Annotated in this window: 10 protein-coding genes and 2 tRNA genes; 11 read left to right on the top strand and 1 reads right to left on the bottom strand. The window is 66.1% G+C overall.

Features of this window, described 5'->3' with window-relative positions:
- Positions 1-57: 57 nt before the first annotated feature.
- The 3 genes from FLP10_RS00840 (at position 58) to FLP10_RS00830 (ending at position 1,237) form a co-directional block, all read left to right on the top strand.
- Positions 58-130: transfer RNA gene (locus FLP10_RS00840), tRNA-Asn, on the top strand.
- An 85-nt stretch (positions 131-215) separates the two neighbouring features.
- Complete coding sequence (locus tag FLP10_RS00835) at positions 216-935, top strand: AzlC family ABC transporter permease (RefSeq protein ID WP_149159144.1); 720 nt, start codon at positions 216-218, stop codon at positions 933-935.
- Positions 932-1,237 carry an AzlD domain-containing protein gene (locus FLP10_RS00830; RefSeq protein WP_149159143.1) on the top strand — a complete coding sequence of 102 codons (306 nt, stop codon included), beginning with the start codon at positions 932-934 and terminating at the stop codon, positions 1,235-1,237. The genes FLP10_RS00835 and FLP10_RS00830 overlap by 4 nt, the downstream gene beginning before the upstream one ends.
- A gap of 30 nt (positions 1,238-1,267) precedes the next feature.
- Here FLP10_RS00830 and def read toward each other — a convergent pair whose 3' ends face one another.
- The gene (def, locus tag FLP10_RS00825; protein ID WP_149159142.1) at positions 1,268-1,831 is read right to left on the bottom strand and encodes a peptide deformylase; all 564 of its coding nucleotides are present in this window, start codon (positions 1,829-1,831) and stop codon (positions 1,268-1,270) included.
- Between the two features lie 40 nt (positions 1,832-1,871).
- On the opposite strand from def, the gene FLP10_RS00820 reads away from it, so the two are divergent.
- From FLP10_RS00820 to FLP10_RS00785, 8 genes are all read left to right on the top strand, one after another.
- Complete coding sequence (locus tag FLP10_RS00820) at positions 1,872-2,789, top strand: DMT family transporter (protein WP_149159141.1); 918 nt, start codon at positions 1,872-1,874, stop codon at positions 2,787-2,789.
- 171 nt (positions 2,790-2,960) lie between these two features.
- Positions 2,961-4,214: a glycosyltransferase gene (locus FLP10_RS00815; protein ID WP_246150093.1), complete on the top strand. Its 1,254-nt coding sequence runs from the start codon at positions 2,961-2,963 to the stop codon at positions 4,212-4,214.
- A 21-nt stretch (positions 4,215-4,235) separates the two neighbouring features.
- Complete coding sequence (locus FLP10_RS00810; protein WP_149159140.1) at positions 4,236-4,550, top strand: hypothetical protein; 315 nt, start codon at positions 4,236-4,238, stop codon at positions 4,548-4,550.
- 141 nt (positions 4,551-4,691) lie between these two features.
- Positions 4,692-4,765 (top strand) — tRNA-Ile (locus FLP10_RS00805).
- Between the two features lie 172 nt (positions 4,766-4,937).
- Entirely contained in the window at positions 4,938-5,174 is a 237-nt protein-coding gene (locus tag FLP10_RS00800) for a helix-turn-helix transcriptional regulator (RefSeq protein ID WP_168209067.1), read from the top strand.
- Positions 5,174-6,361 (top strand): tyrosine-type recombinase/integrase, encoded by a 1,188-nt coding sequence (locus FLP10_RS00795; protein WP_149159139.1) that lies wholly within the window; start codon positions 5,174-5,176, stop codon positions 6,359-6,361. Before FLP10_RS00800 ends, FLP10_RS00795 begins: the two co-directional genes overlap by 1 nt.
- Positions 6,362-6,911: 550 nt before the next feature.
- Positions 6,912-10,328, top strand: a complete 3,417-nt coding sequence (locus FLP10_RS00790; RefSeq protein WP_149159138.1) for a helicase-related protein — start codon at positions 6,912-6,914, stop codon at positions 10,326-10,328.
- On the top strand, positions 10,325-13,033 hold the full coding sequence (locus FLP10_RS00785; RefSeq protein ID WP_168209066.1) for a DUF1156 domain-containing protein: 2,709 nt from the start codon (positions 10,325-10,327) through the stop codon (positions 13,031-13,033). The genes FLP10_RS00790 and FLP10_RS00785 overlap by 4 nt, the downstream gene beginning before the upstream one ends.
- Positions 13,034-13,069 lie beyond the last annotated feature (36 nt).

Below are 13,069 nucleotides of genomic sequence, written 5' to 3'. Positions count from 1 at the left end.
CCTCGAATTGGACTCCGCGCGCGGCTTTGCTAGCATGGCTCTGCTGCACCGCAGTGATCCTCCATAGCTCAATTGGCAGAGCAATCGGCTGTTAACCGATAGGTTCTTGGTTCGAGTCCAAGTGGGGGAGCCGAGAGGGCCGTCCGGGTTGACCGGGCGGCCCTTCGCCGATTCCGAGGCGCATCGCGTCGACGGGTTCCAGCAGTGGAGTGAGCGTGGACGACGAGACGGCGGGCGGGGCCCCCGCGCGCGATGCGGCCGGTGCCGCGGTGCGCGACGGCCTCGCGGTGGGGCTCGCCACCGCGGTCTACGGCGTCTCGTTCGGTGCGCTCGCAGTCGCCGCCGGCCTGGATGTCTGGCAGGCGTGCTTTCTCAGCCTCGTCATGTTCACCGGCGGCTCGCAGTTCGCCCTCGTCGGGGTGCTCGCCTCGGGCGGCGTCGCCGCGGGCGGCTCGGCGATCGCGACCGCGGCGCTGCTCGGTGTGCGCAACGTCGTCTACGGCATGCGCATGAAGCCCGTCGTCGACACGGGCAGCCGCTGGCGACGCATCCTGGCCGCGTGGATCACCATCGACGAGTCGACCGCGGTCGCGCTCGCGCAATCCGACCAGAGGGGCGCGCGGGTCGGGTTCTGGGTGACCGGCCTGGTCATCTTCGTCGGCTGGAACCTCACCACCCTGCTCGGTGCGCTCATCGGCGACGCCATCGGCGACACTCGTGCGTGGGGGCTCGACGCGGCCGCGGCGGCGGCATTCCTCGGCCTGCTCTGGCCGCGGCTGAAGCGAGTGCAGGCGGGTGCGGTCGCCGTGTTCGCGGCGGTCGTCGCGACCGTCGCGACGCCCGCGCTCATGCCGGGCCTGCCGGTGCTCGTCGCGGGCGTGGTCGCCGTGCTGGTGGGCTGGTTCGACCTGTTCTCGCGGAGGCGCAGCGCATGACGGTGTGGCAGATCCTGCTCGTGGCATCCGCCGCGACCCTCGCGCTGAAACTCGCGGGCCATCTGGTTCCCGCCGACTTCCTCGAGCGCGAGCGACCGGCCCGCATCGCCGACCTGCTCACCGTCGCGCTGCTCGCCGCGCTCGTCGCGGTGCAGACGCTCGCGACCGGTCAGCAGGTCGAGGTCGACGCGCGCGTGCCGGCGGTCATCGTCGCCGCGGCGCTGTTCGCGCTGCGGGTGCCGTTCGTCGTCGTCGTGATCGCCGCGGCCGCGGTCGCGGCGGGAATCCGCGCCTTCACCTGACGCGAGCGGCCGGATGTCTCGCCGGCGTGTTCAGGCCTCGATGTCGTCGATGCCCGGCACCCACTGGCGACCGGGCTTGCCCCAGTCGAGCTTCTTCGTGATCTTCGCGACGATGCGCTGGTCGCGGTCGCTGAGTCGATCGGTGTAGAGCACCCCGTCGAGGTGGTCGTACTCGTGCTGGAAGATGCGCGCGAGCCACCCCTCGGCCTCGATCTCGTAGCGTTCGCCGTCGAGGTTCGTGGCGCGCAGGACCGCGCGCTCGGCCCGCCGGAGCCCGAACCGTTCGCCCGGGAACGAGAGGCACCCCTCAGACTCGGTGTCGGGGTCGGGCGCGCCCGGCTCGGTGGGGGAGAGCCACAGCTCGGGGTTGATGGCGACGCCGCGCCACTCGGTGTCGTCGTCGGTCCAGCCGAAGGTGAAGAGTCGCAGCGCCACGCCGACCTGCGGGGCGGCGAGACCGACACCCGGGGCGGCGTCCATGGTCTCGAACATGTCGGCGACGAGGGTGCGGACTTCGTCGTCGATCTGCTCGACGGGCAGGGCGGGGGCGTGCAGCACGGGGTCGCCGGTGATCCGGATCGGGAGGACGGCCATTCGGCAAGGATATCGTCGGGCGAGCGGGTAGGGTCGAGGCGTGGATCCCGACCTGACCGACCTGGGTGAGCAGATCGCGCTCGACCCGCAGCAGTTCATCGGCATCCCGCTGGCACTGATCGGTGCGGTCTTCCTCTCGCTCGGGGCGCAATTCCAGCACCGCGGCGTCGTGAAGGTCGAGTCGCACACCACCGACACGCTCGGCAAGGGGCTGAACGGCAAGCAGCTCATGCTGCTGCTCGCCCGGCCGTCGTGGGTCATCGGCACGCTCATGCTGGGCCTCGCGATCGTCTTCCAGCTCACGAGCCTGTATTTCGCGCCGCTGATCGTCGTGCAGCCGCTCGGGGCGATCGCCCTCGTCATCACGTCGATCGTCAACTCGAAGGTGAACCACGTGCAGCTGAACCGCACGTCGATCACCGCGATCGTGATGTGCGTCGGCGGCGTGTTCCTGTTCGTCGGCGTCGCCGCCTTCACCGCGGTCGACAAACCGGTGACCGAGCGGCAGCTCGCGGTGATCCTCATCGTGCTCGCCATCGTGCTCGTGCTGGCCGGGCTCGCGTTCGCCTTCTTCCGGCGAAGCATCCGCGCGATCTTCTACGTGCTGCTCGCCGGCGTGCTCTACGGCTTCGTGGCCACCCTCGCGAAGGTCATCATCGGGCGCATCCAGCAGGGCGAGTTCGAGTGGCTGACGCTCCTCTGCGTGATCGCGCTGCTCGCGGCGACCGCGCTCGGCGCGTACTTCGTGCAGAACGCCTACGCGTCGGGGCCGCCCGACCTCGTGATCGCCGGCCTGACCGTGGTCGACCCGCTGGTCGCGGTCGTGATCGGCATCGTCGTGCTGGGCGAGGCATCCCAGGCGCCGCCGTGGGCGATGGTCGTCTTCGCCGTCACCGGGGTGATCGCCGTGTGGGGCGTGTTCCTGCTCGCCCGGAGCCATCCGCAGACCAGGCTCTGAGACATCCGCACGCCTGCCGCCGACGCATCCGCGAGCCGTCGCAGCGAGCGCGCCGCATCGCCGATCGCGCACCCTCGTAAGCTAAGGTCGGAGTTGGCCGCGCACCCCCGACCCTGCCTGCGGCCGCGGATCCGGGCCGAAGCCCGGCAGAAAGTGTGAGGATCCCGACACGTGTCTGAGACCCCCGGTGCGTCTTCCGAGGACCATGACCAGCCCGTCGCCGAGCGACCTCTGCGCATCCTGATCGGCGCCGACACCTTCGCCCCCGACGTGAACGGCGCTGCCCGCTTCGCCGAGCGCCTCGCCGCCGGCATGGTGGCACGCGGTCACGAGGTGCACGTCATGGCGCCCGCCGCCAGCCGCAAGCACGGCACCTGGACCGAGATCCACGAGGGCCAGGAGATCACCGCCCACCGCCTGCTCAGCTGGCGCTGGTACCCGCACGACTGGCTGCGCTTCGCGCTGCCGTGGCGCATCAAGCAGAACAGCGCGCGCGTGATCGACGCGGTCAAGCCCGACGTGGTGCACTTCCAGTCGCACATCGTGGTGGGTCGCGGCCTGTCGATCGAGGCGCAGAAGCGGGGCATCCGCATCATCGGCACCAACCACTTCATGCCCGAGAACATGCTCGAGTTCACGCTCATCCCGAAGGCGTGGCAGGAGTGGGCCATCGGCCTCGCCTGGAAGGCGGCGCGTCGCACCTTCGGCCGCGCCGAGGCCGTGACGACGCCGACCCTGCGCGCCGCGCAGTTCCTCGAGAAGTCCACCGGCCTGAACGGCGTGCACGCCATCTCATGCGGCATCGACGCGCAGCGGTACGCGCCGAACTGGCAGCCGCGCAACGAGAACCGCATCCTGTTCGTCGGTCGCGTGACCGGCGAGAAGCAGATCGACGTGCTGCTGCGCGCGGTCACCAAGCTGCCGGCCGAGCTCGACGCCAAGGTCGAGATCGTCGGCGGCGGCGACCAGCTGCGCAATCTGCAGCACCTCGCCCAAGAGCTCGGCCTCGCTGACCGCGTGACCTTCACCGGCTACGTGACCGACGAAGAGCTGCGCGACGCCTACCACCGCGCATCCGTGCTCGCGATGCCCTCGATCGCCGAACTGCAGAGCATCGTGACCATGGAGGCGATGGCCTCGGCCCTGCCGGTCGTCGCCGCCAACGCCATGGCGCTGCCGCACCTCGTGCACGACGGCGAGAACGGCTACCTCTTCGAGCCGAGCAACCCCGACGACCTCGCTGCCAAGCTGCGCACCGTGCTCGAGGCCTCGCCCGACGAGTACCGAGCGCTCAAAGAGGGATCGATCCGGCTCATCGCCGCCCACGACATCACCCGCACGCTGTCGACGTTCGAGAGCCTGTACCGCGGCGAGCCCGTGACCGACCCCGTCACCGACTCCACGCCCGTCGCCCTGCCCGAGTGACGCGGTCATGAGGTTCGACTCATGACCCCTGACTCGTCTGGCCCGGTCGAACCGGGCGACGCGGTGGTCTCGGCGCTCGCGATCAACGTCGCGGTGCCCGAATCGCTGCAGTGGACCGACACCCGCCGCGGCGAGGAGTACGTGCTGCAGTCGATCACGGTTCGGCTGCTGCCCGACGGAACGCTCGCCGCAAAGGCATACGGGCGGCCCGTCGCGGGCGGGCGCGGGGGATACGTGTCGTTCGCGGTGCCCGATCGGGCCGAGCTGGCGATGCTCATCGCGAACGCCGCCGATCGGGCTGCCGAGCGGTGGGCGGGGCATCGAGGGCTCGGGTGAGGCCGCGGGCCCGTGAGGCTGCAGGCCCGGGTGAACATCGAATCGCGCCGCTCGTCGTGAGGCAGCCGGTATCGTGGTGATTCGGCGGCGACATCGTCGCCGACGTCGCGTCGATCACTCCACACGGGTGGCGCGTGGCGAGGGGCGGTAGCTCAGCCGGTCAGAGCAGTGGACTCATAATCCATCGGTCACGGGTTCAAGTCCCGTCCGCCCTACCTCGAAATCTCGACTCATCAGGGTTTCTTGTCCCAGACGAAGGGACGAGATTTGATGCGCAACACGTTTATCCAACACTTTTGGTCGAGAAACGGTCGTACGGGCCCTCCTGAACGGAAGGTGCTCGGGCGGGTTCGGCTCGTCTGGGATGTCCTCGGACACCTATGTGTCATGGACAGCGAACGGATCTCCGGACTCGGCCTCGAGCCGATGTTGACGACCAGCGAGCTCGCCGAGTACCTCGGCGTGCAGGCGCAGGCGATCTACGATCTGCGCGCCGACGGGAGGGGTCCCTCCGGCATCCGAGTCGGGCGGGAGCTCCGCTACCGCATCTCCGACGTCCGGCGCTGGCTCGACCGAATGCACGAGGCCGACCCGGCGATGATGCGCAGCGGAGGCGGACGCTGATGGCGGGACGGAAGCGCCTGCCGATCGGCACGTTCGGGGAGATCACCGTACAGAAGATCGCAGTGCGGAAGTATCGCGCCTCGACACGGTACCGCGATTGGGACGGCGTGACGCGTCAGGTCTCGTGGACCGCAGAGAGCCGAGCGGCGGCGGCTTGGGCGCTGAAGAAGGAGCTCACGGGTCGGATGCGTCTCGGTGACGGCGCCGACGGGCTCTCTGCGGACTCGCCCTTCAGCGACCTCGCCGCTGCCTGGCTGGAAGACATGCGTCGGGATCACGATCTGGCGGACAACACGAAGGAGACGTACGAACGCGAACTCCGAACGCTCGTGATGCCGACGTTCGGGAACTTCACCGTGCGCGAGGTGACCGTCGGACGCGTCGAGAGCTTCCTGAAGACACAGCGGGCGAAGTCCTACCCGCGGGCAAAGCACTCGCGGACGATCCTCGGGATGGTGATGTCGTTCGCGGTACGGCGCGAGATCGTCCCGCGTAACCCGGTGAAGGAGACCTCGAGACTGAAGAAGCCGAAGCACGTGCCGAAGGCGCTCACGCCCGCGCAAATCGCCCAGATACGTGTGGCTGCGCGCACCTGGCGCACTGAGGAGGGACGATACGGCCCTCGCCCCGACGGACAGATCCGAGATCTTATCGAGGTAATGCTTGGCACCGCCATCCGGATCGGCGAGGCCCTCGCGCTGCGTCGGTGCGACGTGGACATGACCGCCGACCCGCCCCGTGTATACATCACGGGCACGATCATCGTGAGCAAGGGCAAGGGAGTGTTCCGACAGTCGCACCCGAAGACCCACGAGTCGAATCGGGTCATCGCGGTGCCGCCATTCGCGGCGGAGGTGATCCGCAGGAGACTGGCGCTGATCGCGCGGGACGACGAGGAGGCGTTGCTTTTCCACTCGCGGAAGGGCACGCCGCTCACGCCGAACAACGCGAGGCGGACGTTTCGCGCGATCCTCGCGAGCGCCGGCATGGACGACATGGAGATCACGCCGCACGCGTTCCGGCGGACCGGCGCGACGTTGCTGGCGAACGAGGTCAGCATCCAGGCTGCTGCCGACGTGTTGGGTCATACCTCGACGTCGACGACGAAGGAGCACTACGCGGAGCCGGACCGCTCGGTGAACCCGGCGGCGGCGGAGGTGTTGCAGCGGTTGGCGCCGGACGACTGACCGAGAGCGTCGCGACTCCCGCCAACGTTGGGCGGGACTCCGATATTGCCCCGCAAATGGTCAGCGGGCGCGAACACCCAGGATCCGCCGCACCGGTTCCGCCGGACCGTCGCCCCCGCCTGTGAACGACGACGGGAGGCCGAGCTCACAGCCAAGCTGTTGGGCCACACCGGTACCCCGAGCGCGGTGCACCACTACATTCGCCGGGGCGAGCTGGCGGATGCGGCTCAAACTGATCTGTTGGAACATGCGTTGCGCGTGAGCATCAGGTCCCGGCCTGCCTGGCCTGCCGGGAGGAACGCCTGCGAGACACTACCCCCAGAAGGGGGTGCTCACCCGCGGCGCGCGACCGGAACGGGGATGCATCTGCATTGCTTCGCTACGGTGGGATGTTGTAGTTGGTCCGGCTCGCTCTGGAGGTCTAAGTTGCACGTGGCGGCCGGGGCTTCACTCGACTCGATTGTCGAACTGAATAACACCCAGGGGGCGTGAGGTGCTCGACAAGTTGAGAGTCGGAGCGACCGTCGCTGGTCTCGCTGGACCAGATCCTGTGCAAATCGTCGCCGTGGAGCGGTTGACGGAGGAGTCAGCGAACGTCGCATACCGGACTGAGACTGGGATTGCGGAAAAGATCATCTTTGCGGATGCCCTCGGCCATATTCGCGAAGTGGATGCAGGGCAGGCATTCGCATTCGATGCCGATCCGAGCGCATTCCTACTCGCCGCCGAAGCCCGTCGGATGCGTTTGGCATACCTGTTCGACCCGCAAGCGGCTCTAGGGACGAGCGATGTCCGACCGTTGCCGCACCAGCTCCGCGCAGTGTACGAGATTATGCTGCACAAGCAGCCGCTGCGTTACGTCCTGGCGGATGACCCCGGCGCAGGGAAAACAGTGATGGCTGGACTCCTGATCAAGGAACTGCTGCTCCGCGGCGACGCGGCGAACGTCATGGTGGTTTCCCCTGGCGCACTTGTCGACCAGTGGGACGAGGAGATGCGGGAGAAGTTCGACCTGGAGTTCGAGGTACTTACCCGCGACAAGATTCTCCACGAGGGTAACCCCTTCGCCCGCGGTGGTCTGTGGCTGGCCCGGCTCGACGTCCTGGCGCGCAATAGCGAGGGCATCCTCGACAAGGCTAACGAGGTCGACTGGGATCTCATCATCTTCGACGAAGCGCACAAGATGTCCGCCACGGTGTGGGGCAGCGAAGTCAAGAAGACGAAGCGCTACCAGATGGCCGAAGAGCTAGGGAAGCACTCGCGCAATCTCCTGATGATGACCGCAACGCCCCACTCCGGGAAGGAACAGCAGTTCCAGCTGTTCATGGCCCTACTCGACTCCGATCGCTTCGAGGGCGTCGCACGCGAAGGCAGCCGCAAGGCCGACGTCTCGGACCTCATGCGCCGACTGGTCAAGGAAGAGCTACGGACGTTCGAGGGCACGCGGCTGTTCCCGGAGCGCTTCGCGTTCACGGTCAAGTACGACCTTTCCCAGCCTGAGAAGGACCTCTACGTCTCCGTCACCGACTACGTTCGCGAGGAGATGAACAGGGCGGACGCGATCGAGGGAGACAACCGCCGCCGAACCGCAGTCGGATTCGCCCTCACGACGCTCCAGCGCCGACTCGCGTCGTCACCGGCCGCGATCCACCGTTCGCTCGAACGCCGCAAGACCCGTCTCGAGTCCGAACTGCGTGAAGCGCGGATGTATGCCGCAGTGAGGCCGGATGCCCCCGACGTTCCAGACGATTGGGAAGACCTCGAAGACCTGACCGACGAGGAGCGCGAAGCGCTCGAAGACCAGGCCATCGCCAGTGCGACGAACGCGCGCACGCCGGAGGAGCTGGAAACCGAGTTGCGAGTGCTCGAACGGCTGCTTGTGAAGTCCGCCGCCGTGAAGGCTTCACCCACGTACGCCAAGTGGAATGCCCTGCGCGACACGCTCGACGACTCCGACGAGATGCGCGACGACACAGGAGCCAGACGCAAGGTGATCATATTCACCGAGCATAAGGACACCCTCGATGACCTCGTGATGCGCCTGACCCAGCACCTCGGGCGGGACGACGCGGTCATCACTATCCACGGCGGCACGAAGCGCGAGGACCGGAAGAAGGCCAAGGAGACCTTCGAGCAGAACGAACAATGCGTCTTCCTCATCGCAACGGACGCCGCGGGAGAGGGTATTAACCTCCACAAGAACGCGCACCTGCTGATCAACTACGACCTGCCCTGGAACCCGAACCGCATCGAACAGCGCTTCGGCCGTGTACACCGAATCGGTCAGCCCAACACCTGCTTCATGTGGTCCCTCGTCGCCGATGACACCCGAGAGGGTGACGTCTATACGCGGCTGTTGGAGAAGCTCGAAGAGCAGCGCGCCACGCTTGGCGGGCGCGTTTACGACGTGCTCGGCCAGCTCTTTCAGGGCAACGCCTTGCGCGACCTGATGATCGCGGCGATCAAGGAGGCTAACAAGCCGGAGCGCCAGCGCTACCTGACCGACGTGGTCGAGCCGAGGATCGCGGATGGCATCCCCGAGTTGCTCAAGGCGAACCAGCTAGTGCCGTCGGCAATGAGCGATGCCGAAATCGACGACATGCGGCGTGAGATGGAACGTGCCGAGGCTGCGCGCCTTCAGCCCCACCACGTCGAGGCGTTCTTCCACCGTGCGTTTGCGGACGTCGGAGGACAGATGCGGATGCGCGAGAGCCACCGCTTCGAGATCAAGCGTGTGCCTGGCGAGATAAAGGAGCGGGATCGCGTCACCGGGTACGGCCAGCCCGTTGTCGATGAGTATTATCGCGTCACCTTCGACCCGAAATTCGTTCGCGTCGACGGCAACAACCGCCTCGCGACACTCCTGCATCCGGGCCACCCGCTGGTGTCGGCGACGATGAGCGTCGTCTCGGACCGGTATCACGATGCGCTCCGCCGTGGTGCGATACTCGTCGACCGATCTGACCTCACGACCCAGCCATATGTTGTTGGCCTTCTGGAGCACGACGTCACCGACGGGCGCACTGCCTCCGATGGACAGCCGCGTGTCGTTTCGCGCCGTGCGCAGTATGTCCGCATTGACGCGGACGGAACGATCACGCCGCTCACCGGCTCGCCGATCCCGAACTTCGAAGCGCCCACCGATGGCGAACTGAAGTCGAGCCGGCCGCTCCTGGCCGAACCATGGGCGCAGGCATCCGACCTAGATCGCCGCGTGATCCGAGAGGCGTCGGTTACGATCGCACGTCACCACGCCGAGGAGGTGGGTAGGCGCACGATCGAACGCGTCGATAAGACCGAGCGCTTGGTCCGCGAGCGCCTGACCCGTGAGATCAACTACTGGGACCGCCGCGCCTTCGAGTTGAGCGAGCAGGAGCGCGCAGGCAAGAAGACGCGCCTACCGGCATCGCAGATGCAGGAACGCGCAGAGGCACTCGCCCGCCGGCTTCATCGGCGACTAAGGGAGCTCGAGCAGGAACGCGACATCTCTGTGCGCCCGCCACGGGTGACGGGAGCTTGCCTGGTCGTCACGCGGGGATGGCTGGACGCCCAGACCGACCCGGAGGCGGCGGCAGTGCGCGCCCGGGAGACGACGCGGGTTGAGCGACTCGCCGTCGATGCGGTTCTGCGGGTTGAGCGCGCGCTCGGGCACGACCCGGCGGAGATGCACCACAACAACCCCGGCTACGACATCGAGTCGGACACGGGCAAGAGCCTAGACTTCATCGAGGTCAAGGGGCGCGTAGTGGGTGGCAAGACGTTTGTCCTCACGCGGCAGGAAGCGGTCACCGCGCTAAACAAGGCCGATCACTCAGTGCTTGCACTCGTTCAGGTCGCGGGAGACGACGCGACGACCGTGCGGTACATGAGACACCCCGTAGACCAACCCATCGACCCCCGTGCGGCGCGCGTTGAGTACGACTGGGAACCCTTCTGGAACGACGCAACGGAGATGAGCCAGCAGTGACCGAGACAGCCCGCAAGAAGAAGCTGATCGAGGTCGCGCTACCGCTCGAGGAGATCAACGCAGCGTGTAAGTCGGACAAGGACCGGAAGACTGGAACGCTAAGGAATCTCCACAAGTGGTTCGCGCCCATGCCTCTACCGGCCTGGCGCGCACTGCTCTTCGCGGCCCTGATTGACGACCCCGAGGACGACAATCAACGCGTCTACTTGCTTGACTTGATCAAGCGGTTGGTTCGGAATGGTGCTGATCTGCCTGACGCCGCCGACATGAGGGAAGCGCAGACGTTGCTGAAGCGCCAGTTTCCCGACGGGCTTCCTGCCGTGCTTGACCCGTTCTGCGGCGGCGGTTCGACGCTAGTGGAGGCGCAACGGTTTGGGCTCGAGTCGAAAGGGTCCGACCTCAACCCGGTTCCAGTTCTAATCACTCGCGCAATCACCGACCTTTTGCCTCGGGTGTACGGCGCCGAACCGCTATCCGTCTCCAATTCCGCTGCGGAGACTGGCGACCAGTTGTTCTCGTCCCGAACACTTGTCCAGACGAGTGGGTACGACGGGATTGCCGAGGACGTACTGCATTTTGCGCGTCGGGTCCGTGAGGCTGTTGAAGCGGAGATTGGGACGTACTTTCCGAAGGGGAATGACGGCAAACCGAGTACGTGGCTGTGGGGGCGGACGGCCATTTGCCCGAATCCAGCTTGCAGCGTGGAGTCAGTTCTGACAACGACGTGGTGGCTTTCGAAGCGAAAGGGTGCACTCGCGTGGCTAGAGCCAATCGCCAGCCGAGACAAGGTCGAACTAACGGTTATTCGAGATCAGGCCTCTGGGAGCGCTCCGGATAGTCCGAAGATCGGTCGCGGCGCTTCATTCTCCTGTCTAGCGTGTCGGCAGACCATCGATGAGGCCGAGATCCGACGCCAGGGGCAGTCGGGCGGACTTGGGTTGCGCCTAATGGCGGTGCAGGTCGTCGCACCTGACAAATCACGCTTCTTCCGGGCACCCACAGCGGCAGACCTCGAAGCCGCGGCGTCGGCTCGCCGACCGGAAGACCTGCCGGACATCTCACTCGGCGAGCCCAACCAGTACATTGCCCCGCCCCGTTACGGGATCACGTCACAGCTTGACTTATATACGAATCGCCAGTTGCTTGTGTTGTCGACCTTCGCGACGAAGATTCGCGAAGCATACGAATGGGTTCTGGAGGCCGGTGGGGGTGAGGAGAGAGCTGCTTGCATCGCAACTCTCCTGGGTCTGGCCCTCGGCAAATTGGCTCAGGGCGGGTCCACGCAAACAAGATGGAAGTTCGATTCGCGGAGTGGGTCAGCCTCGCCGGAAGGCATCTTTGGGCGCGCGGACTTGCCAATGACCTGGGACTTTGCGGAGGTGGACCCGCTCGGAGAGGGCGCAAAAAGCTGGACTCAGAACGTCGAGACGCTGCTCGATGCACTGCCCTACGCGCCGCATGGGCAGGGATCTGCTGTTCGGAGTGACGCGCGAACGACCGCGCTGCCCGCACCGGGGCTGGTTGCCACGGATCCACCTTATTTCGACGCAATTGGCTATGCGGACCTTTCGGACTTCTTCTACTTGTGGCACAGGCGTGCGCTCCGAGATGTTCACCCGGACCTATACGGGACGATCGCCGCTCCGAAGGCGGGAGAGCTGACGGCGTTCCCGTGGCACCATGGTGGATCTCGCGACCAGGCACAGAAGAACTTCATCAGCGGATTCGTCGAGACCTTCCACAACCTCCGAGCGTCGTTGCGCGAGGACTTGCCGATGCTCGTTGTATACGCCTCGAAAGAGCAACAGTCAGTTGCCGATGAGCAGTCCCGGTGGGCGTCCATCCTTACGGCCATCATCGATGCTGAGTTGGAGATCACTGGGACTTGGCCAATCCACGGCACCGGTTCTACACGAATGCGAGGTCAGGGCTCGAACGCTGTGGCTACCTACATTGCGATGGTCTGTCGCCCGCGCGCCGCGGCGGCACCCAATTCGTCGGTGTCGGACTTCACTCGAGCACTTCGACGAGAGCTTGGGCCCGCCGTCCGCGATCTACAGGCCGCATCGATTCTCCCGGTCGATTTGGCGCAGGCGGCTTTGGGTCCAGGGATGCAGATCTTCTCGCGGTACCGAGCCGTACTCGACCAGGCGGGCGAACGCATCTCCGTCGGACGAGCGCTCGACCTCATCAACACCGCCCTCGGTGAGGTTCTCGATGAGCAGGTTGGCGAACTCGACCCCGAGTCTCGCTTCGCGGTTCGATGGTGGGAGACGCACGGTTGGGTAACCGCGCCGTTTGCGGAGGCCGACAAAGCGGCCCGTCCGCTCGGTATCAGCGTCGACGATGTAAAGAGAGCACAGGTTGCAGTGAGCGAGGGCACTCGCGTCAGGCTCCTCGGCATCGAGGGTCTTGACCGAACTTGGGCACCGACTGGGGATACTCGGCCTACGGCATGGGAAGCCGTCCACCACCTTGTCGATCGGCTGGTGCGCGGGGGAGGCGAGCTGGAATCCGCACGCCTAATGTCCCAACTCGGCTCCCTCCAGGATCCTGCAATGGCCTTGACGTATCGCCTTCACGAGATCGCTGCTTCGAAGGGGCGCACAGCGGACCAGGAGCGCTACAACGCATTGATCAACTCGTGGTCAGAGCTTGTGAAACTGAGCGCGAGCCACTCAACCGCCGCGGGAAGGTTCTTCTGAAATGGCAGCACTTACAAACAAGGAACGCGTCGGTCG

This window comes from Agromyces intestinalis (assembly GCF_008365295.1).
Classification (GTDB): Bacteria; Actinomycetota; Actinomycetes; order Actinomycetales; family Microbacteriaceae; genus Agromyces; species Agromyces intestinalis.
This window is presented reverse-complemented; position numbering and strand designations above follow the sequence as displayed.